The organism is Roseobacter sp. YIN89 (genome assembly GCF_057219365.1).
Genome location: NZ_JBXVVD010000003.1, coordinates 318,851 through 338,859, shown reverse-complemented (window position 1 = coordinate 338,859; position 20,009 = coordinate 318,851). Strand labels below are relative to the sequence as shown.

General features: G+C 54.0%; 18 protein-coding genes and 1 pseudogene. 6 read left to right on the top strand and 13 right to left on the bottom strand.

From position 1 onward, the window contains the following. Positions 1-73: 73 nt before the first annotated feature. Positions 74-343 (top strand): hypothetical protein, encoded by a 270-nt coding sequence (locus AC2D8V_RS13955; protein WP_484734187.1) that lies wholly within the window; start codon positions 74-76, stop codon positions 341-343. Further along, positions 343-666, top strand: coding sequence for a hypothetical protein (locus tag AC2D8V_RS13950; RefSeq protein WP_484734186.1), 324 nt, complete (start codon positions 343-345; stop codon positions 664-666). Before AC2D8V_RS13955 ends, AC2D8V_RS13950 begins: the two co-directional genes overlap by 1 nt. A 382-nt stretch (positions 667-1,048) precedes the next feature. On the opposite strand, the gene AC2D8V_RS13945 is transcribed toward AC2D8V_RS13950, so the two are convergent. Further along, positions 1,049-2,974, bottom strand: coding sequence for a DUF3604 domain-containing protein (locus tag AC2D8V_RS13945; RefSeq protein ID WP_484734185.1), 1,926 nt, complete (start codon positions 2,972-2,974; stop codon positions 1,049-1,051). 122 nt (positions 2,975-3,096) lie between these two features. Between AC2D8V_RS13945 and AC2D8V_RS13940 the strand changes: the two genes are divergently transcribed. Further along, positions 3,097-3,831 (top strand): Crp/Fnr family transcriptional regulator, encoded by a 735-nt coding sequence (locus tag AC2D8V_RS13940; protein WP_484734184.1) that lies wholly within the window; start codon positions 3,097-3,099, stop codon positions 3,829-3,831. A 336-nt stretch (positions 3,832-4,167) separates the two neighbouring features. Here AC2D8V_RS13940 and AC2D8V_RS13935 read toward each other — a convergent pair whose 3' ends face one another. Continuing rightward, positions 4,168-4,572 (bottom strand): Rap1a/Tai family immunity protein, encoded by a 405-nt coding sequence (locus AC2D8V_RS13935; RefSeq protein ID WP_484734183.1) that lies wholly within the window; start codon positions 4,570-4,572, stop codon positions 4,168-4,170. Between the two features lie 525 nt (positions 4,573-5,097). Here AC2D8V_RS13935 and AC2D8V_RS13930 point away from each other — a divergent pair. Then, a complete protein-coding gene (locus AC2D8V_RS13930; protein WP_484734182.1) occupies positions 5,098-5,481 on the top strand; it encodes a hypothetical protein in 384 nt (127 codons plus the stop codon). A 380-nt stretch (positions 5,482-5,861) separates the two neighbouring features. Here AC2D8V_RS13930 and AC2D8V_RS13925 read toward each other — a convergent pair whose 3' ends face one another. Then, entirely contained in the window at positions 5,862-7,022 is a 1,161-nt protein-coding gene (locus AC2D8V_RS13925) for a M23 family metallopeptidase (RefSeq protein WP_484734181.1), read from the bottom strand. A 326-nt stretch (positions 7,023-7,348) separates the two neighbouring features. Here AC2D8V_RS13925 and AC2D8V_RS13920 point away from each other — a divergent pair. Continuing rightward, positions 7,349-8,068, top strand: a pseudogene (locus AC2D8V_RS13920) (recombinase family protein); the annotation flags it as partial. A gap of 304 nt (positions 8,069-8,372) precedes the next feature. Here the strand turns inward: AC2D8V_RS13920 and AC2D8V_RS13915 are convergent. Genes AC2D8V_RS13915 through AC2D8V_RS13895 form a run of 5 tightly spaced genes read right to left on the bottom strand, consistent with a single transcriptional unit; the run spans position 8,373 to position 14,343 of the window. Next, positions 8,373-9,887: an AMP-binding protein gene (locus tag AC2D8V_RS13915; protein WP_484734180.1), complete on the bottom strand. Its 1,515-nt coding sequence runs from the start codon at positions 9,885-9,887 to the stop codon at positions 8,373-8,375. Then, complete coding sequence (gene sauS, locus AC2D8V_RS13910; RefSeq protein WP_484734179.1) at positions 9,878-11,281, bottom strand: acylating sulfoacetaldehyde dehydrogenase; 1,404 nt, start codon at positions 11,279-11,281, stop codon at positions 9,878-9,880. Before sauS ends, AC2D8V_RS13915 begins: the two co-directional genes overlap by 10 nt. Positions 11,282-11,341: 60 nt before the next feature. Then, complete coding sequence (locus AC2D8V_RS13905) at positions 11,342-12,310, bottom strand: tripartite tricarboxylate transporter substrate binding protein (RefSeq protein WP_484734178.1); 969 nt, start codon at positions 12,308-12,310, stop codon at positions 11,342-11,344. A 42-nt stretch (positions 12,311-12,352) separates the two neighbouring features. Beyond that, the gene (locus AC2D8V_RS13900) at positions 12,353-12,817 is read right to left on the bottom strand and encodes a tripartite tricarboxylate transporter TctB family protein (protein WP_484734177.1); all 465 of its coding nucleotides are present in this window, start codon (positions 12,815-12,817) and stop codon (positions 12,353-12,355) included. Then, positions 12,814-14,343 (bottom strand): tripartite tricarboxylate transporter permease, encoded by a 1,530-nt coding sequence (locus tag AC2D8V_RS13895; RefSeq protein ID WP_484734176.1) that lies wholly within the window; start codon positions 14,341-14,343, stop codon positions 12,814-12,816. The genes AC2D8V_RS13900 and AC2D8V_RS13895 overlap by 4 nt, the downstream gene beginning before the upstream one ends. Positions 14,344-14,455: 112 nt before the next feature. On the opposite strand from AC2D8V_RS13895, the gene AC2D8V_RS13890 reads away from it, so the two are divergent. Next, positions 14,456-15,466, top strand: coding sequence for a LacI family DNA-binding transcriptional regulator (locus AC2D8V_RS13890; RefSeq protein WP_484734175.1), 1,011 nt, complete (start codon positions 14,456-14,458; stop codon positions 15,464-15,466). Between the two features lie 125 nt (positions 15,467-15,591). On the opposite strand, the gene AC2D8V_RS13885 is transcribed toward AC2D8V_RS13890, so the two are convergent. The 5 genes from AC2D8V_RS13885 to AC2D8V_RS13865 form a co-directional block, all read right to left on the bottom strand. Next, entirely contained in the window at positions 15,592-16,608 is a 1,017-nt protein-coding gene (locus AC2D8V_RS13885; protein ID WP_484734174.1) for a diguanylate cyclase domain-containing protein, read from the bottom strand. Next, a complete protein-coding gene (locus AC2D8V_RS13880) occupies positions 16,605-17,192 on the bottom strand; it encodes a heme NO-binding domain-containing protein (RefSeq protein WP_484734173.1) in 588 nt (195 codons plus the stop codon). The genes AC2D8V_RS13885 and AC2D8V_RS13880 overlap by 4 nt, the downstream gene beginning before the upstream one ends. A 91-nt stretch (positions 17,193-17,283) precedes the next feature. Further along, complete coding sequence (locus AC2D8V_RS13875) at positions 17,284-18,846, bottom strand: trimethylamine methyltransferase family protein (protein WP_484734172.1); 1,563 nt, start codon at positions 18,844-18,846, stop codon at positions 17,284-17,286. 117 nt (positions 18,847-18,963) lie between these two features. Continuing rightward, positions 18,964-19,650, bottom strand: a complete 687-nt coding sequence (locus AC2D8V_RS13870; protein WP_484734171.1) for an HAD family hydrolase — start codon at positions 19,648-19,650, stop codon at positions 18,964-18,966. Continuing rightward, the gene (locus tag AC2D8V_RS13865) at positions 19,647-19,931 is read right to left on the bottom strand and encodes a DUF3572 domain-containing protein (RefSeq protein ID WP_484734170.1); all 285 of its coding nucleotides are present in this window, start codon (positions 19,929-19,931) and stop codon (positions 19,647-19,649) included. Before AC2D8V_RS13865 ends, AC2D8V_RS13870 begins: the two co-directional genes overlap by 4 nt. Between the last annotated feature and the right edge of the window lie 78 nt (positions 19,932-20,009).

The window sequence follows — 20,009 nt, the reverse complement described above, 5'->3', positions numbered from 1 at the left end:
ACCAAAAATAGGCTCTCCGGTGGTACCCCCCATGCGAGCCTATCTCCCCACCAAAACAAAGGATTTTTTCGACATGACAAAGACCCCCACAGACAACACACGCGCCACAATGAATAGCTGGGAGATGTCTTGCAGTATCCTAGTGGGAATATGGCAGGCCATTGAGAAGGCCCGAGAGGAACACGCTGCGATCCTCGAAGCCAACCCCGGCAAGGCATTCGTTGCGGAGGCGGCTCAAGTGGCCCACACCATCGAAGCCCTGTTGGAGGCCAAGAAGAGCCTGGACTACGACCTGCGCAACATCGCACGGGGTGGAAACTTGAGTGTCCCTGAGGTTAACTGATGGTCATCTCATATTTGAACGCGGGGTATCTTGAGGTACTCCGCGAGCGCCTCGTCGGTACACTCGAAGCGAACGCCAAGTGCCCTTCAGTGGACGCTTTGGTACTTCAACGGGAAGACGGGACAGTTTTGTCTGACAGGTTGGGGCTATGGACCTGCGACCTGCGCGAAGCAAAGCTGTTTAGACCAACCGGACCCGAGGCGCTTGGAGCAAAACTCGTGCAATACAATATGGCCGAAGGCGTTCTACGCAGAAAGTTGCTCGCGCAGGTTAAGGCTATCGAAAAACCGCCAGGTAAGCGTTCAGTGAATCTTGAGGGCTGACGCCTTTCGGTGAACCGGAAAAGTCGCCAAGTACAGTTGGGCCTCACACACCGAGTTTTGGTGACTGTCTGCTGTGTCGCGGTTAGCAACCGTTCATGACTGAAAATTCAGAGTTTTGGTTCTGAAAGGCTGCTTCACGCAGAAGCAGACGCTGGCGGAAAATCAGTTTACTTCCGCTGTGCGGACAGAGCCGCCTTTTGCAGGCGCAACAATTTTCACCCTAAAAGGCGAGCCCCCAGGGAGTTGCGCACGCCGCACACCGCGAAAGCAAGTCAACGATGTGCAGCGAAAAAGAGTGGGACACTTTAAAAAGACTACTATCGGGCTTAGCCCGATAGCAGTAGCTGTAAAGCGGAGATTGCCGGCCATCCACTAACAGTAATTACTCCGGTATGTACCAGATTGGAGATGTATACGCGCGGTCTTGAATCGCTGGCGGCACGCTATCCGGCAATGGAATGTCATAAAAAGCTGCATCGTATGTCGTCCAACGCGGTTTAGGAATTTCTATCACACGCACATAGTAGAATGCATTTTGGGTCGGATCGAACTCAGGGTCCTGCCAGTATGCTTCCAGTCCAGCCGCGCCAATCGAATTATTGAATGTCGCGTTTTCGATGTCGACAGTTGACCCAACGGGTTGTCGGGCCCGGCCATCATCGCCAATCTCCCGACCATCCGATACAGCCACATCATAAATGCGTTCAAAGGTTTCTCCGGTGTTATCAATCCATCCCTTGATAATCTGAACGCGGTCCAGATTTGCGCCGTCTGGATCGCGCAGAGCACGGATAAGGAAGCGGGGTGCGGCTCCTTCAGGCGCCTTGACCAGATCACTGCCCATCGGAACGCCGTTCTGGTATCCGTTGGACACAAAATCAGGAGCGCGCAAATCGGTCTCTTCGAATGCCCAGCCGCCAAAAACCCGAACCCGTATCCGGCTACCAGTGGTCGCGTAGGCTTCTTTGCGGGCAATCGCGCCATACACCTCCTCGCGCGTGTTTTCCCGTGCCCATACAGCGGTCAGACCAGAGGCTGATTCCTGCGCTGTCAGAATGCGAAGTGCAGGGTCTTCGGCAGGGATCACGTCCCTGTTGTGCCGGTTCGCGGAGGGTTCCGTGTGCTGGTATTTCCCAAAATAGTTGTCCTCACGCGTTGTCGGGAGTGCCGTGTGCGTATCCGTCGTGCCATAAAGCCCGAACTTGTAGGGGTTCACGCCGATATCGCGCTCGATCTCCAACCCAACCTTTAACGCAGACCGGGCGTATTCGTATTTCAACATCTCGGGTGTCTTTGGGGAATTCCCCCCAAGGTTGGACACATCCCAGCGCTCAAACCCGGCAAACTCGTCATCCGGCGACAACATCGGATGAGTTTCTTCGTCCCCTTTAATCTGGGTCATTTCATGCATTGGTTCCCAACGGATACGCTTCGACGCATAATCTGCATCCATGGGGGAGCCATCAAATTTGTTCTTATTGAACATCAACCCGTTCGACATGTTCCCGTTGTGAGGAACGGCAATGGCATTTCCGCCAATGGTCGCTTCATAGTCTGCCAAATAGTCCCACAGCATTTCCGGATCAGGTGCCAGAAAGAACGGCAAGGGTCTGGTCTGGCTGGTTTTGTCGGCACCGTCCCCAAATATGATAACCCTGTGAAGGTTGTCGCCTTTGGGCGTGAAGGTCCATTCAAAACCGCTGAGCGCGGTAAAGGTGCCGGGAGCATTGTAGTGATCCACGGTCTCCACAATATCGAGCCAGATGTCGCCATCCAGATCCAACCCTTCGGTCGGGTCGATGCCCTGTACCGTCGCCAATTCAATAATTTCTGCAAAAGCGGCCATCCGGGCTGCTTGCCCTTCGCTAAATCCATCGTGGATACGGCGGCCCCACTCATCTGCCAACAGGTTTGGGTGTGATGTGCGGATTGCGGTCGCGAGCCCGAGCAATTCCGCATGTTCCGTTATGGCAAGGAAATCCAGCGGGCGAATGAGCTGAACCGGTTGCCCAGTATTTGAGTTTATTCTTTCGCCACGCGCCACCCGAAACGCGTCATGGATATTGAGCGACGTGCCAATAAGGCCAGCATCAAAAGATATCTCGGTGTGAAAATGCAAGTCGCCGAAAAGTACCTGATCGGGATAGGACCGTCCAACAAACGGAGAGTAGTCCGGTTCAGTTTCGACAGTCTCTTGTGAAACGACGCCCTCGAAAGCAACGGTGACTGACGCAAATGACGATATCAAAGCAGCGCTCAAGCACAGCCTAACGACCGCTGTCCGATCCAAGAACCGCGTATTTTTCATCTCATCCCCTCTCAGTTGCAGACATGTTGATCCACCTCAAAGACTGACACAGTCCATTCTGAAAGAAATGATCCTCAGATCACATCCGGTGCATTTTATGCATATTTCAGGTACTTTAGGGCATGAATGAAGTAAAAAAAATCGGTGCCAGCGAGGCTTGTGCGCTTAAACTGACATCAAAACAAAAGAAAATGTTATGTGCTTCTGGCTGGTTGTCGACATGCCCCAAGGCATTTCAGGAAGACCTGTTGAACTTGGGCGCGGTGGAATTACTGCAAGCAGGAGAAACCCTGTATAATCGTGGGAAAATCCCACAGCATGCACACGGCTTGATCAGCGGTCAGATAGATATCCTGTTGTTGTCGAAGAACAACGAAGAGCTTGTATATCCCCACAGCGGATCTAGCAGATGGTACTGTATGGCAGATGTCATAACCCAGGAAAAATCCGTGGCCACCGCGATCGCGCGTAAGCCTACACTCGTACTAAGCATCTCAGAGCCTGAGTTCACAGGTTTTTTGGAAGCGGAGCCTAAAAGATACCGAGAGATAGTATCACACTATAGCGCTCAACGCAGGCAACTTCAGGAAACCATAACTGATCTGGTTACATTCGATGGCGTCATATTGGTTGCCAAGCGTCTCTTGTGGATGATGGATACTGGCCGTTTGTGCCCGGATCGTTCTTGCATCTTGTCGCAGCACGATCTGGCCGGGACCATGGGACTGTCTGTTCCGACAATCCAGCGCGCCTTTCGACAGTTGAAATCGGAGGGGGTTATATCGACAGACTACGGAAAATTTTGTGTACAAGACCGCAATAGGCTAATGACATTTCTGGATAGAATACCTCAATAAGCCCTTCATTGAGCTACGCGTGAAAGTTGTCACCAATAGCATAAGATACAATGACCGGACGCGTCTGCGTTTCCGTTACCTCGCCAAATTTCGCTTTTGTAGAAGTAAGGATCAGAATGCTGCACAGGCGAAGCTCGGTGTTGGAGCGCTTCTGGTTTGGGCTCGATGCAGTCATTCACCAAGTTTTGGTGAGTGTCGGCTGTTTGCGTTAAGCCGCCATTCACAAACGGAAATTCAAAGTTTTGGCTCTCAATGTCTGCTTTCACCAGCACTGGACGTTCGTGAAAAATCGGCGAATGTCTCAGTTGTGTACGAAGCTTCCGTAGGATTGCTCCCCTATTCACATGGAAATGCTTCCGTCAAAGCATTCGTAAACAGAATTTGCGCAGGTAAATGACGAAGCTCGGGGTGTTCTTTCAAGTAAGCTACAAACACATCGGTCATCTGCTGAGCATTGACTGTGTTTGGAGTGCAGTACCCGAGGATATCCGTGGTCGCTGCCATAATTTCTTGAAGGCTCGACCCTTCGACGTTTTGTTGCGCGGCAAGCGCAGTGTACATTCCACCATCGTTCACCCCAAAAACATACCCATAGCAGAAAGCTTCTGACCCCCCGCTGGAATCTCCACATGCCTCCCAAAGTGCATTTCCATCAAGGCTTTGTGACGTCGCAGCAACGGGTCCAAGAGCCAATGCAGCGGCAACGAAAAGCGGTATCCCACACATCTTACTTTTGGTCATTTATGTGCCCTTCCGTGCAATCCTCGTAAAAGTGCCGCCACGTCGTATTTTATTGCGATTGTTACCCGTTGCAGACTTGCTTCACCTAGCGCTGTAATTGATGTAACAGCGGGTCGGCTAGAGCGCTTTTTAGTAACGGTCAATCTCTTTTGATTTCACGCCAACTGATAGCAACGTGCAAAACCCTTGTGCTATCCTCGGCCCCATATTGTGGGTCTTGATGCTCAAGCAGCACATGACCGCATAGGGCTCTGTGCAGGCCTTAGACGATTTTTAGTGAGCGTCCGCTGTCTCGCTGTTAGCTGCCGTTCACGGTTGGGAAATCGAAGATTTGGCTATTATTGACCGCTTTTAACAGCACCGGACATTCCCTGCACCAGCATCGGATGTCTCAGTTGCGGACAAACCGCCGTTTGCCACAGCGCTGCATTAGATACGAGGCGTGGCAATGCCAACTGGCCTTCGCAAGGGTCCTAATGTTATGCCAGTTGCAATTAATACAGAAAGGCAACAACAGGAGGTCAGATGTCGCGCCGCCGCTCGTTAGCTATGAAAGTTCGACACCGCTACTACGTTCGTCGCGAACTTGGCCTGTCTGGCTTCTGCGTCTATTGCGGGCAAATTGCCGACAGTCTCGACCACGTGCCACCGATTTCGTTGGCGGCTGACCTGCCTCTACCGGCTTTTCTGGATCTCAATCCTTCACTCCTACCATGCTGCCGGCACTGCAACAGCATCATCGGAGACAGCCCCAGTTTATCTCTCTCGTCACGACGTGAGATCGTCGAGAAATATCTCGAAAAGCGATATCCAAGCCTGCTGAAAGCTGGAGCACTTCTTGAGGGTGTTGAGTTCTCCATTTCGGACTTCCGATCAATGATGGCGTTCCGGATCTTCAAGCGGTGGTAATTCGCCACTACGACATTCATAGAAGTACCAACTCCCGAGTATGCGCCTTGTATCCTCCTGATAGTTGGGCATCTAAGGCTCGATAAGCCGAACCTGAGCAAAGCCCAGCATTCTAGAAGGATTTCGACGGACAAAATGATCGGATCGATCATTGAGTTGGTCTAAGTTTACTAGCGTTGAACAGTAACAATCCCCAGCATGAAACCGTCGAAATACGTTATCAGGTCAAAGTAAGACAAAAATCTGAATAGAGCAGACTCGATTTAGCGGACTCATGAAAGAACAGCGCACTATATCGCTCCAGCCTACCAAAAGGCGACAATCCATCACAGAAGACGCTCATCTCGGCTTGAGTAGCTGCCGAACGCTGACCGAATTTTTTAGGCAATTACCATAATGTCATCTACCACAAATTGTGTTCCGTCACTGAGAAGCGTTGGGTCTTTCACTCCCCCTTCCGACGAAAAACGGACTCCTTCGATGTCATCGAACTCTCGACCAAAGTTCCATTGCAGGGGGTTATCTGTATTCAAAATCAGTTCTTCGCGGCCAACCTCCACATAGTCACCGTTCTGTAGGTCCAGTGCGAAGACTGTGAGTTCTAGATCATCGCGCCACGCGGCAGTGAATGTAGCTTGGTTAAGATCAAAGCCGTCATTGTTAAAGATAAACGCGTCTTCGCCGAAATCGTTAAATCCAACCCAGTCACCCGACGTTAGTCCTTTTACGTATCCGCTTTGTTGGTCACCGTAGGATGTTGTGTGTAGTGCATTAATTCCGTCTGAAGTGAATGCACCAAGTTTTCCACTAGTATCGCCGAAATAACCGAACGCGCCAAGCGTAAGTGCGGAGGTATCAAAAGTGAAAAGGTCATCAAAGTCTATCGTTAGACGCATATTTCCATTTTCGTTACTGCTAGTTTTTTCGGGCGGCCCATCCGGTCGGAAATCTCGATAAACGGCTCCAGAAGAAGAGTATTTGTCAATAAAATCGCTAGGGTCGTAAACACCTGCCGCTGGCGCATACAGATCATTTGCGTCGCCGGGCAAATCATCTTCTAGTGCAATTGCCGGGCTGTCAGGGCCATCATAACCGCGGCCATAGGGCCCGCTTCGTAGAAAGAAATTTTGGTCAGCAATTTCCAAGTGAAGATGAATGCCGGCCGCGCCACCTGTCTCTCCCGGAACTCCCAACGACCAATCTTGATCAATGGATACTTTCAGTGTCTCACCGACACTGTAGTCAGGCTCAAGAACACGCGGGTCAAGGGTCTCAAAATGCCCATAAAGTGAATACACTTTCTTCATGTTTGGAAGAGTATGTTCGATAATCACGTAATTTCCGAAAGAAAATATGTAGCCAGCATCGATTATGTAGCCATTTGCAATCGGCAAAACCGGACCTGTTGCGACTTCGTAGTCGTCTCCAAGATGATAGACCGGTGTACTACCGTCGTAGAAGCCAAATTCGCCAAACTGAAAACCGAGAAGTCGATCGTCTACTGGATGCTGAAACTTTGTTGCAAGGTGCGGTCGTGTCATAATGAAAATCCCCAAAATATTGCGTTATCATGACACGCTGTCGTCGATTTGTACAAGTTTCTAGGATTTTGATGTTAGAATGAGGATGGCGTACGGAATGCTCGACCGCACGAATTATGAACACATCAAGGGCTTGGGCCGGCGTATCCGCTATTCATAGGCAGACGTTTGGGAACCGCAAAATTTCACATTTTGTTCGAAATTTGGTCTTAGATCTTACTAATACGCTTGTCTGGAATTACCAAAAAGTTGGACTTTGGGTAAGACTTCACCACAGTAACCCATTTTAGGATTTAGTAAAAAATCTCTGCGGTGTAGTATACCGCCGTATCAGCACAGAGGAACAAGGCAAGAGCGGCCTTGGTCTTGAGGCACAGAACAGGGACATCGCGCTCTTCTTGGAAAACTTCTCCGAGGAGCCATTCGAGATACTGGCGCGGTTCCAAGACCACCTGAGCGGTAAACAGGATGATCGACCACGGCTTGCTGAGGCGCTGGAGATGGTAAGGAAGACCGGTGCTGAGTTACTGGTGGCCAAGCTCGACCGCCTGTCCCGAAAGGTGTCCTTCATCGCGATCCTTAAAGGCAACTTGCCTGAAACCGAACAGAAGGAACGCGAAGCAGCCATGTGGGCCGCAGCGAACCCTCGTGACTTCCAATCAACCAAGAAGGCACCCCCCCCCCGCGTTCGCACTGTGCGTCGTCTCCATGCCAATTGGAAGAACCCTGAACCGAAGCTGGTCAAAGAGACAGCATCCCCCGAAGAACTCTCGATGATGCGCAAGCTCAAGGTCATGGCGGAAGCAAAACGGAACCGCTGTTCCGATTTCAAATACGACAGCGCGAACAACTACATGAAGATCGCCAAGACGAAAATCGCACGGCCATGCGAATTTGCCCAGTGTGACAGCATTGCGGAAGTCCTCGCTCTCGGTAAACCAAAGCCAACCCCCAAATGTCGAACGCGTGTCGGATTTCACCACAAAAATCTGAGCGCCTTATCATACGCGAGCCTTCCGCCAACACCCCCCGTACCCCCGAGTTGAACCCTGAGTGCATCGCCGAGGGGACGGGGGCCACACCAGACTTCAGACTTTTCTTTGGGTATAATTTTGGGTACAATGTGACCAGCAACAACCTCATAAGCTATTGTATCATATAGGTATTAAACGTGCGTCAGCCCCTCCCCTACGGGCTGCCACTTTTCCTAACATAGATTACACGAAAACCTGTTGGATAATGGCCTTCTGGATCCCCAAAGCCGTGAAGAGCAAGCTTTTGCAAACAGTGCAATTAGAATGGTCGATTGGCGGAACGGGCGAGTTCGTAATGCGAGGCGATCAACGATCCCTACTCAGTCGTTTCCACCACCGCGTCGGCAATTTTCAAACGCTGGATCTTTCCCGATGGGCCTTTTGGCAATTCGTCGAGAAAGTGAATGACATCCGGTGATTTAAAGGCACCCAGTCTTTCCTGACAGATGCGGATCAGGTCATTTCCTGTCAATTCAGACCCGCTGCGTACCCGAACAGCGGCCTCCACCGTCTCTCCGTAGCGGGCACACCGACGCGCAAAAGCCGCAGCCTCGATTACGTCCGGATGGGTATACAGCGCCTCGTCTACTTCGCGTGGTGCGATATTTTCACCGCCCTTGATGATCAGTTCTTTCAGGCGTCCCGTCACAAAAACATATCCGTCGCCGTCCATGCGCGCCAAATCTCCGGTGCGCAGCCAACCGTCACGAAAAGCCGCTGTGGTCGCTTCTGCATTGTCGAGGTACCCCAGCATCACGTTGGGGCCGCGAACGACAATCTCGCCTTCCTCGCCCGTGCCCACCTTTTGACCGAGTTGATCCTGAATCTCTACTTCACAGCCATAACATGTCCCAGGCGAGCCGATCTTTCGCACACCGGGGGGGCGAGGGTTCGACAGGATTTGCGCCGACGTTTCAGTCAGCCCCATTGTTTCGACAATTGGCACTGAAAACCGCGCCTCGAATGCTGTTTGCGTCTCAACCGCCAGCGCCGATGATGCGGAGCGGCCAAATTTCAGACGCGCGCGGCAGGCCGCGTCGGGTTCGCCTTTTCCATGAAGCAGATGCGAAATGATCGTCGGCACAGCAGAAAACCAGGTGACCTCACTCTGCGAGGCCTGATCCCAGAAACCGGAAGCCGAAAACCGTGACACGACGGCGAGCGAACCGCCTGACACCAATGCCCCCATGACAGTTACGCAAAGCCCGTTGATGTGATAGACCGGGAGCATGCAAAAACCTCGGTCATCCGGACCTAGGTCATGGGCAATCATGGTCGTCCACCCACCGGCCAGCAGGCTTGCGTGAGAATGAAGCACGCCTTTGGGACGACCCGTTGTGCCGGAAGTGTACATCAAAAGAGCGTGGTCCTCAGCTTGCACATCGTGCAAAGCGACGTTGGCCACGTCTGCCGTGTCTGTAAGACTGAGGGCGACAACCTGCGAGATGTTGGCTTGAGCAAAAAGCTCGGCGCACTCCGCGTGGACGAAACCGAAGCGGGCGCCGGAATGCTCTAGTGCATAAGAAATGGCATCACGTCCGGCGGCGAGATTTATCATCGTCGCGCGGAAACCGCCTGCCATAACACCGAAGAGAGCGATCAGACCCTCCGGACTATTTGGCGCCATGACCGCGACGCTCTCGCCTTTCCTGACGCCACGTGCTGTGAGATTGGTTGCGAAGGACAGCGCTTGGTCGCGCAGGTCTGTCCAGTTAATTTCCGGTTCGCCTTCGGGAAAGACGAACGCTGTCCCGCCTTGGGATGCGCGCCATTCGACCCAGTCGCGCACTGTGCCTTGCGGCGCGATGTCCGGCGCTATCCTTACGCGCATGCCGATGCCCAGTAATCGGCGAATATGTCTTCGACTGATGGCTCTCTGGGCGGAATTTCACGCACAATTTTCGTGGATTGCAGAAAATGCTTCCAGTGGACATTCTCGTTTACGGCATTGCCGCCCCACGTGCCACACCCCATCGACAACGAAAACGGCATACCATTTGTGAACGCGCCGCCAGTCGCAAAAGTGTGCGCCTGATTGACGATAACCCGGCTTGTCGGCATGCCGGTCGCCAGTTGCATCGGTCGGTCCGCATCGGTTGAGTGCAGACCAACTGAATGCCCTGCCCCCTGAAAAAGCTGAATTTCGCGGGTGATCCGTATCGCATCTTCAAAGTTGACGGCCGTATAAAGCGCGAGAACCCGACTTAGCTTTTCGCCAGAAAGCGGGTGCGCGGGCCCAATCCCCGAGGTGGGAACGGCGATATACTCGGTGCCCTGCGGAACCTCATCCGCGAGCCCCAGAGCCTCGATCATCTGGTCTGCGTCCTGCGCAATAACTCCTCGGTTCAGATGCCCGTCCGGCCACATAGCAGCAACCACAGCCGCCTCATCGTCTACAACCGCGCCCCCGGCACTGGCCATGGCTGCGATAAAGGCCTCGCGCACGGCGTCGATCACAACGACGGCATTCTCGGACGAACAGGAAGTTGCATTATCAAACGTTTTGGACGCGCGGATCTTTTCGGCTGCCGCAGCAAGATCAGCGGTTTCATCCACGATCACAGTGACATTTCCCGCACCTACAGCAATAGCTGGTGTACCGGCAGTCTGCGCTCTTTGTACGTTGTTCTGGCTGCCCGTAGCGACGACCATGTCACAGCCTTCCATCAGGCGCTGTGTCTTCTCCTTTGACCCCGGTGCGGGCACCATCTGGACAAGGTCTGGGTCCTCTCCGATCTTGGAGAATTCCGCGTGAATAAACGCCAACAGTCTCTCGCAACTCGCGCCCCCCTTTGGCGAAGGTGCAACAACGATCGAATTTCCACATTTCAATGCGTTAATGATATTATTGGCAGGTGTCGCTGCGGGGTTGGTGGATGGCACAATCGCACCGACGACGCCTTTTGGCCGTGCGATCTCTGTGATCCCGGTGGCGTCATCGTGACTGATAACACCAAATGTCGTGACACCTTGGATATCTCTGAGCAAACCAAGCGTCTTGCGGTGGTTTTTGACAATCTTGTCGGCGACGTTTCCCAACCCCGTCGTCGCGACGGCAAGCTCTGCCAACTCGCGATTGCGCGCGGGTTCCATAATTGCCCACCCGACGGCTTTGGCGGCGCGGTCATAACGGGCCTGACTGCCATTCTCAGCGTACCGCGCTTGCGCGGCCCGCGATTTTGCGATGATCCTGTCAAGTTGCGCGGTTTGGTCGGCGACTGTCATCAAAGCACCTTTGATTAGGTTGCAGCGCGCGCCTGAACTGGCGCGCGCCCTGTTTCTGGTTCAAAGACCGGCAAGCAAATCGCTGAGCGTCTTTTCGCGCGCGGCCCACATCTCAAGGACCTCATCGCGGGTCATGATGTGCATCGGGCTACCACCCGCTTTCATCTTGCCTGCGACACGGCCGTTTTCGAACATCGTCGGCACAACTTCTGCCAGTTTGTCGATGATCGGTTGTGGCGTGCCCTTTGGCACCATCACGCCGCGAAAGTTCACGCTGGCGTTGTCGATATCAAAGCCCTGCTCTTTCATGGTTGGCACATCCGGCATGAAATCGTTGCGCTCCAGATCGAAGACACCAAGAATTTTGACGTTTCCGGCCTCGCGCGCCCGGAAGGCGTCAGACAGGTTGTTCACACCGCCAAGCACTTCGCCCGCGATCACCGCTTTCATCGCACCGGCACCACCCTTGTTGTTCGGGATGTAGGCCAGTTTCACACCGGCGGCTTTTTCCAGTTGTAACGCTGCAATATGGTGACCGACAAAGAGCCCTGCACCGGAAAAAGTCAGGCCGCCGGGGTTTTCCTTAGCGTAGTTGACCACGTCTTCCATCGAGTTGAAGGGGCTGTCAGCGCCGACGACGAACACCGCCGGGTCTGCCCCCCAGTTCGCGATAGGCTCAAAGCTCTCGGCACTGTATTCAACACCGCCTTCGATCGATTGCGCGATGAAGTGAGGGATGTTGTATGCCCCCAGCGTGTACCCATCAGCTTCGGCTTGGCTGGCGAACCAGTTCCATCCGACACGCCCACCGGCACCGGGTTTGTTGATGATTGCGATCGGCATGCCTAGCGCGTCTTCGTTGCCGGCCGTCATTGTCACGATGCGGGCCTGAAAATCCGTGGCGCCCCCGGCACCATAGCTGACCATCATCATGATCGGTCTCTCCGGATAGCTTTCGTGTCCGTCTGCGACGGCTGCCCCTGACATGCCCATCAGGGCAATTGAGGCGGCTGCAAGTAATTTCTTCATTTGATTTCCTCCCATGGAAGTGACTTCTGCCGCTGTGGCGGTTCAGAATAAAATCTCTCGCGGTGTAAAAACATTCAGCAACATCGCGAAGAGGCCGTACATCACCGCAAGGAATCCGGCGGTGATAATGATCCTTTTGATCCAGCTTTTGACCTCTGCATGCGTTGCAGGGTCATAAAACGAGATCAGAATAAAAAAGACGATGGTCGAGGCTGTGTAGAAGCCGAGCGTCTCGGCACCCCAGAACACAAACAACAAAGCAACCACGAGGCCCGGCAGGATATTCTTGATGGCCGTGGCGGACAATCCATTGCCAACCTTTGTGCGCCCCAAAAGCGCCTTGCCGAAGGTCCAGAGCGCCAGCACAACAAACACGGTAGAAATGATGCGCGGGAACAGGAACGCCGCTGCCGGTTGGGCGGTATAGGACACGTAGCTGACCCATACGCCAACCGCTGCGACAAACCCGCTGGCAAGGATATGCTGGGTCCGTGGCAGATCGGTCATGACAGCGCCTCCTCTTTGGCAACAGCCTCATCTTTGGTGGTGTAGCGACGGCTGCGCAGTTCCATCCAAATCGAATAGCCTACCGAGGCCACGACTATTCCGATCAGCAACAAGTTCAGCGTGCCGGTGAAGAAATAGCTGCCAACGCTGGACGTCGCATTGGCAATCATTGACCCCTGAATAAAGTTTGCTTCTGCGATCGGGCCGAGGATCAAGCCCAGAACCAGTGGTGCTGCCGAGAAACCAAAACGTTCAAGAAAATACATGCCAGAGCCAAGTGCAGCCATTACATAGACATCGCCCATGGAATTCTGAACAGAGTAGCTGCCGAACACAGCCAGCCCCAAAACGACCGCTGCCATCACATTGTTCGGCACTTGGGCCACGCGTGCGGCAAGCCCAGAAATGTAAAGCCCGAAGATGCACATCAGTATCTGACCGATCAGCATCGAATTGATAAAGGTCCATGCCACGTCGGGGTAATTATCAAACAGGTCGCTCCCGGGAAAAATCCCGTGGATCAGCAACCCGCCGAGCAATACCGCAGCCGTGGGCGAACCGGGGATCGACAAAGTCAAAAGCGGTACGAGAGACGGGCCGACCATGGCGTTATTCGCGCTTTCCGCCGCGATGACACCTTCGCTGTGCCCTGTCCCGAATTTTGCCCTCTCTGGGCTGAGTTTCTTGGACTGGTCATAGGCGACCAGCCCCGCGATCTGACCACCCACGCCTGGAATAAGCCCGATAACAGACCCTGTAAGCGTGCCAATACTCAGGGCTCTGAAGCGCCCGAAAACTTCGCCAAATGCTTTTGAAATCGGATGTTTCTCGACGGTGAGCACTTCTGCATCCAACCGCGCGCGCCCTTTGGCAAACATGGTGATGACCTGCGGAATAGCGAACAACCCGATCAGAGCAGGTATCACATTGATCCCACCGGACACGCTGGAGTGAAAAATGAAACGCTGCGCCCCCATGATGTCGTCGAACCCAACTGTCGCAAGCCACAAACCGATGCAGCCGGACAAAAGGCCTTTCACCACCGAACTGGAATCCAGCGACCCGATAATCGTGACACCAAGGATCGCCAGCCAGAACAGGTGAGACGGCCCGAAGGCCAGCGCCCATTGCGCCAGAACCGGTGTGAGAAAAATGAGTAGCAGCACCCCAAAGATGCCGCCCACCGCTGAAGCAATAAACGACAACTGCAAGGCCCGAGCACCTTCACCATTTTTGGCCATGGTATGCCCGTCAAGCGTGGTGGCGATGTTGGCTGGGGCACCTGGTATCTTGAGCAAGATCGCGCTGACCGCGCCACCGGCAACTGTCGAAGTATATGCTGCCCCAAGCAGAATTAGACCTTGCGCGGGCTCAAGCCGGAAGGTGAAGGGTATAAGCAAAGCCACCGCCATGGTTGGTGACAAGCCTGGTGTTGCGCCCAAAATGAGCCCGCCTACTGTCCCGCCCAAAAGCAGCAAGAAATTGAAGGGTGTGAACACGTCACCGAAATAAAACAGGAATTCCAAGCTGCGCCCCCCCCGGCTTGCCAGCGATTGACATTTAACCGTAAGAGATGAAAATAGTTTTGCAAATGTTTTCATTAATGCCTGAATTTTCACACTCAAAGCACTGATACAAATGAAGAAAGCTGATATTTTTTCCGTCGCAAAGTCGGCGCGCGTGTCACCTTCAACAGTGTCGCGTAGCTTTAATCATCCTGAGCTGGTGAAACCGGCGACTCGAAAACGTATTGATGCGGCAGTCCGTCGGCTTGGGTACATACGCAACCGTGCGGCTCAGACCATCCATGGTATTCGGAGCGGAACGATTGGCCTGATTGTACCAACAGTGGATCAGGCCATTTTCGCGGAGCTTATCCAGAGCTTCTCGGCCTCGGTGGAGGATTTGGGCTTTACCATTTTGCTGGCGTCCCACGGCTACAGCCTGGAGCGCGAATACGCACTTACCCGCAAAATGCTAGAGCACAGGGTCGATGCAATCGGCCTGATCGGAACCGAGCACTCGCAGGACACCTATGAGCTCTTGGCGCAACAGAATATGCCGACCCTGTTGCTTTGGAACTATTCGAAGAGCGCGCCCTTGCCTTGCGTTGGCGTTGATAACTACACGGCGGGCCGTCTGATTGGGGATCATGTGGCCTCACTGGGTCATGAAAAGATCGCCGCCATTTTCCCACCGCTGCACGGTAACGACCGTGCATCTCGCCGCATGAATGGTGTTGTTGATGCGCTTGAACATGCCGGACATGCAATCCGTCCAGAATGGCGGCTGGAAACGCCGTACACGGTGGCCAGCGCGAAAGCTGCTGTTACCCAGATGATGTCACGCGATACCCTTCCGAGTGTCATTGTCTGCGGCAACGACGTATTGGCGTGGGGCGCGCTGCATGCCTTGTCGCGTCATGGCGTCAAGGTGCCAGAACAGATGAGCGTCACCGGTATTGGTGATTTCAATGGCTCCAAGGATTTTGAACCGTCACTGACCACCGTGCGCATTCCCGCTCGCAAGATTGGAGAGACAGCGGCAAGCGCAATCGTTCAGCTCATCAAGTCCGAAGGTCGCGATGAAGTGGACGCTTTGGTACAACCGGAACTATTGGTGCGGCAAACCAGCGGGCGGCCTCAATAGGGTTACGGCCTTTGCTCTTCAGATGGCTGTGCAGTTGCCCCATGGACGCAGTCCGTTTGCCCGGTCGCGCGATGGGGTGGTGCAATCTTTCCACAGTCGCTTGCGCGGGGTTCGTTACGCGATGATCACCTGCTTGCGCTTGTCGTGGCAATCTGGACCACATCCCGCATTGAGGGTTCAAAAAACTTCACCTGGCCCCGACCGGCGTATTTGGCCGCGTACAGGGCGGTGTCTGCCTCGCTTAGCAACTCGTCTGCATCAGCTGGCGCTGAACGCGCGAAAGAAAAAGAGACACCAGCGCTCGCGGAGACTTTGCAGATGTTGCCTTCGAATTTGACCGGTTGCCGGACCCGCTTAATGATACGCTCGGCGATATCTTCCAAAATCGCCCTGTCCGGGGATTTTGCGAGCAAAATAACAAACTCGTCACCGCCCACGCGCGAAACCAAATCTATTACTCGCACTTCTGACTGCATGATCTTGGCCACGTGCTTCAAGACGAAATCACCGGCGGCATGACCAAAGGTGTCGTTGATCCCTTTGAACAGGTCGAGATCAAGATGCATGACCGAAAAATTCTCGCCGCTGGACAAAAGCCGCGTCAGGCTCTGATCCATACCGCGGCGGTTTGCCAACCCTGTCAGCGTGTCTGTCAAAGCTTGTTGTTCCGCCTCAACCCGTGCGCGTTGCAACCGCTGGTTCAGCTGCCGCGATGCATCCATGGCTGCAGATTTGGCTTCGACCAAATATAGCATCTCGACCGTAAGGTCGGTCGGCGCGAAATCAGCAGCTGTCAGATTGTACTCTTGCACGGCATCGACGATAGATATGCCGAATGAAAGGTTTACGATCGTTTCTTCGGGTGCCGGTCCTGGCATTAGCACGCCTTTGAGCGACCGATGGGGTGGCGCCCGAAACTGCAAATTCAGTTTGCGCCCCGCAGTCTCGAGCAGTGAAGACAAAGAGGTAATCTCGCGCGGTCGCTTGATTTCGAAAATACTGAGAAAGCAAGCGCCCAGAACATCATCGCCACAGACTTTCAAGGTTGTCGGGCCGGCGTGTCTGATACGCCCCTCGGACGTAAGAACGACATGCATCGGGCACAGCCGATCCAGCATGCTGTAGCAGGCCGCGTCAATCATGCGCTGCGTGCCCCTAGATCAAACTCGCGACCCACAGAAAATTCAGCCTCCAAAAGCGCGATCGACACGGTTTCCCGTCCGTCAGCAAAGCCTGAATGCTCGAGAAATACCAAAGCACCATAGTCATCAGCCAAAGCCCGCAGCACGCCCATAAAAACAAAACCCCAACCATACAGGTCGCTGTAGCAACGCAATGAATAGCGTTGGCTCGAGTGTTCCTCCAACTCCACGCGTGGCAATTCCAGATCTTTCACCGCAAGCCGTGCGCGATCAGGCAGATCGTCCAGAGAGTGCAGAAATTCGACGAAACTGACCCCTCCGAACCGTAACAGGCGGCGCGGCGCGTCGGCATTCGGATGCGACACCAGATAGGTGCCGATGTCTTCCGCCAATTCTTCGTATGATCGGTCCAAGACATCACACGCCGCTTCCAGTAACCGCGGTGTTATGTCGTCGTCATAGGTCCACATCGCTTCGAATTCGACGAATTCAAGACCAGCACGCAACGCAGCAGCGCGCCATTTGGCCTCGCCATAACTGTCAGTGACAAAACGTTGAATTGCGCGATTTATTAAGCCATGCATGGCGGACTGCTCTCAATCTTTCGTGCGATTAGACACGCAGAACAGTTAAGAAACAGCCAACATTTCAAATTCTAAGTATTGCTTTCGGCAATCAGAAATCTGTAGGAGCACCCCCCTCAGATTTTCGCCGCGCGACAAAATCGGCAAGCTCTTCGCGAACAGCAATGTCCATATCGGGCGCTTCGAACTTGGCGATGATTTCCTTGAACATCAAATGTGCCCGCTCTGGCGTCCAGACACCACCTGCAGCTTCCCAGCCCTCGTAATTCTTCCAGTCGCTCAGGAACGGTTGATAAAAAGCAGTCGTATAGCGCTGCTGCGTGTGTTCGATACCAAAGAAATGCCCGGCATTGCCCACCGACTTGATGGCATCCAGGGCTATCTCGTCAGGTCCGGTCGCGACGATAGCCGGATCCATATAGCGCTGGATTTGCTGTAATATTTCGCAATCCATGATGAATTTTTCGGGGCTGGCGATCAGCCCGCCTTCAAGCCAACCCGCGGCATGGTACACCATGTTTGTGCCAGACTGCACCGCGGCCCACAAACTGTTCGACGTCTCCCACATTGCTTGGCCATCCGGTACGTTCGCGGCACACACACCAGAAGACCGCATCGGCAACCCGTAGAACCTGCAAAGCTGCCCGGTCATTTGTGTTGCGCGCATGTATTCCGGCGTGCCAAAAGCCGGTGCCCCTGATTTCATGTCAACGTTGGACGTGAAAGTGCCCACTGCGACAGGACAACCCGGGCGGATCACCTGCGCCAGAACCACCGCGCACAAAGCCTCCGCCAGCGATTGCGCCACCGCGCCCGCCATCGTTACCGGCGCCATGGCACCGGCGAGCGTGAACGGCGTGACAACAAGCCCCTGCCCCCGGCGCGCCAGACGCATCCAACCGTCCAGCATGGGATAGTCGTGTTTGAGCGGAGACGTCGAGTTAATGTTGGTGTACATTCGTGGGGTGGCATCGAATTCTTCATGGCTGAGCCCACTGGCGATGCGCACCATTTCCATCACGTCCTCTACCCGCTCCTTGCCCAGTGAGTAGGCGTGCATCACCTTGTCGGTGAGCGTTAGCTTGTCGAAAAGCACGTCCAGGTGACGCACCGATGCGTGCAGATCTACAGGTTCGACAGGATAGCCCCCGGCAAAGTGGATACAGTTGAAATACTGCGTAAGCTTGAGCAGATTGCGGCACATCTCGCGGGTACCCGGCACCTTGGTGCCCAGTTCCATGTCCCAGTAGTTCGGAGGCGAAGAGACGTTGCCAAACAACAGATGGCGTCCGCCGACGGTAATCTTTCGATCCGGATTGCGCGGTGTCAGCGTGAATTCCGAAGGCGCTTTGGCCACGTATTCCATTACGAGGTTTCGATCCATTCGAACCGTCTCGCCGTTCACATCACATCCAGCCTTTCGCAGGATTTCTGCTGCTTCGGGGTTGAGAAACTCAATTCCGATTTCTTCGAGGATGCGCATCGCGCCATCGTGTATTGCCTGAATGCCTTCGGCGCTCAGCGGCTCTACCGGTGCATCACTGTTGATTGGCGGCGACCAGGGCATTTGTTCGATAACCGCGCTGCCCCTGCGGGACGCAGCCCCCGCTCGCCCGCCGGTACGTGATCTCCGCTTTGCATTAACCTCAGCCATGGCATGCCCCTTTCGCGTTTACTGGTAATAAAGAGGCCAGAGCGCGACACCGAGAGCCGTCTCGTTCGCGACCCAATCCGTCGTTTTTGCTACTTGGTTGCGGGCTTGATTAAAATTTTATCCCAGAAGCGTCGGCAACTCTCCAATGTGTTGCACAACGTGGTCAGCTTGGGGTGCGAGTGCCTCGCGCGGTGCCAATCCGGTCAATACACCAACGCACCACATTCCGGCCCGGCGCCCTGCGATAAGGTCATGCGTGCTATCACCGACCATTACCACGGTATCCGGGCTTAACCCGGTTTCGGCACAGAAAGCCAATAGCTGCCCTGCTTGTGGTTTCGCGCCATATCCGCTGTCAAAGCCAGCGACGAAGTCAAAGGCCTGATCTACACCGGCGGCGCGCAAATGGGCTAATGCGGGTTCTTCTGCATCGTTGGTCACCACGCCAAGCTTCAATCCGGCCAATCGCAGGTTTGCGAGATATGGCGGCAATGGCACAACTTCTTTCTGAGGTGCTTGCGCAGCTTCTTGGTTCAGAATGTTAAGAAGTTGAGACCTTGTATATCCTTCAAGTTGCGCGAGTAATTCATCGGCGACTTCACCCGGTGTGCCGGCAATAACAACGCTGTCGCGGGCAAACTTCTGCTGTATCAGATCAAAGCCGATTGCGTGTCCGAGGCGTACTGCCGTTGCGTCATCCTGTGCAATTCGCCGCAGGAACGCCGCAGCCCAAACTTCCCAAGTGGCGGCGAAATCGAACAGAGTGCCGTCTTTGTCAAAAACGATGCCGCGTATTCCTTTCATGTCCAATTGACCTGCTCGCCGCCCGGAAGCGCTTGGCGTGCACGCATCAGCTGGTCGTACTTGAGGCCAATTGAATCGCAACACTTCACGACCCACGCATCGTCCATTGTGACAAAATCCAAAACGGAGGCCAGAAATTGCGCATCCGTCGCGCCCGCTTTCATGTCGGCTTCAGAGACCCCAGTGGAACCTTGGAAAATGGGCAACAGGTCATCATCCGACGCTAACCAGGCCAATACCTGAAGCGCCAGGACCTCAGCGGATTCTTGCGTGAAAGACACAGGGCACCTCGGATTTTAACGTTTTTCGAAACCCTTTGTTAACCATTCTGAGTTCAAAGTCGATGACCGGATAATTCC

Excerpts from the sequence above, each read along its gene's own strand:
- AC2D8V_RS13905 (WP_484734178.1), bottom strand. The coding sequence starts at position 12,310 with ATGAAGAAATTACTTGCAGCCGCCTCAATTGCCCTGATGGGCATGTCA.
- sauS (WP_484734179.1), bottom strand. The coding sequence starts at position 11,281 with ATGACAGTCGCCGACCAAACCGCGCAACTTGACAGGATCATCGCAAAA.
- AC2D8V_RS13955 (WP_484734187.1), top strand. The coding sequence starts at position 74 with ATGACAAAGACCCCCACAGACAACACACGCGCCACAATGAATAGCTGG.
- AC2D8V_RS13925 (WP_484734181.1), bottom strand. The coding sequence starts at position 7,022 with ATGACACGACCGCACCTTGCAACAAAGTTTCAGCATCCAGTAGACGAT.
- AC2D8V_RS13875 (WP_484734172.1), bottom strand. The coding sequence starts at position 18,846 with ATGGCTGAGGTTAATGCAAAGCGGAGATCACGTACCGGCGGGCGAGCG.
- AC2D8V_RS13940 (WP_484734184.1), top strand. The coding sequence starts at position 3,097 with ATGAATGAAGTAAAAAAAATCGGTGCCAGCGAGGCTTGTGCGCTTAAA.
- AC2D8V_RS13915 (WP_484734180.1), bottom strand. The coding sequence starts at position 9,887 with ATGCGCGTAAGGATAGCGCCGGACATCGCGCCGCAAGGCACAGTGCGC.
- AC2D8V_RS13930 (WP_484734182.1), top strand. The coding sequence starts at position 5,098 with ATGTCGCGCCGCCGCTCGTTAGCTATGAAAGTTCGACACCGCTACTAC.
- AC2D8V_RS13950 (WP_484734186.1), top strand. The coding sequence starts at position 343 with ATGGTCATCTCATATTTGAACGCGGGGTATCTTGAGGTACTCCGCGAG.
- AC2D8V_RS13935 (WP_484734183.1), bottom strand. The coding sequence starts at position 4,572 with ATGACCAAAAGTAAGATGTGTGGGATACCGCTTTTCGTTGCCGCTGCA.
- AC2D8V_RS13870 (WP_484734171.1), bottom strand. The coding sequence starts at position 19,650 with ATGAAAGGAATACGCGGCATCGTTTTTGACAAAGACGGCACTCTGTTC.
- AC2D8V_RS13890 (WP_484734175.1), top strand. The coding sequence starts at position 14,456 with ATGAAGAAAGCTGATATTTTTTCCGTCGCAAAGTCGGCGCGCGTGTCA.
- AC2D8V_RS13885 (WP_484734174.1), bottom strand. The coding sequence starts at position 16,608 with ATGATTGACGCGGCCTGCTACAGCATGCTGGATCGGCTGTGCCCGATG.
- AC2D8V_RS13880 (WP_484734173.1), bottom strand. The coding sequence starts at position 17,192 with ATGCATGGCTTAATAAATCGCGCAATTCAACGTTTTGTCACTGACAGT.
- AC2D8V_RS13900 (WP_484734177.1), bottom strand. The coding sequence starts at position 12,817 with ATGACCGATCTGCCACGGACCCAGCATATCCTTGCCAGCGGGTTTGTC.
- AC2D8V_RS13945 (WP_484734185.1), bottom strand. The coding sequence starts at position 2,974 with ATGAAAAATACGCGGTTCTTGGATCGGACAGCGGTCGTTAGGCTGTGC.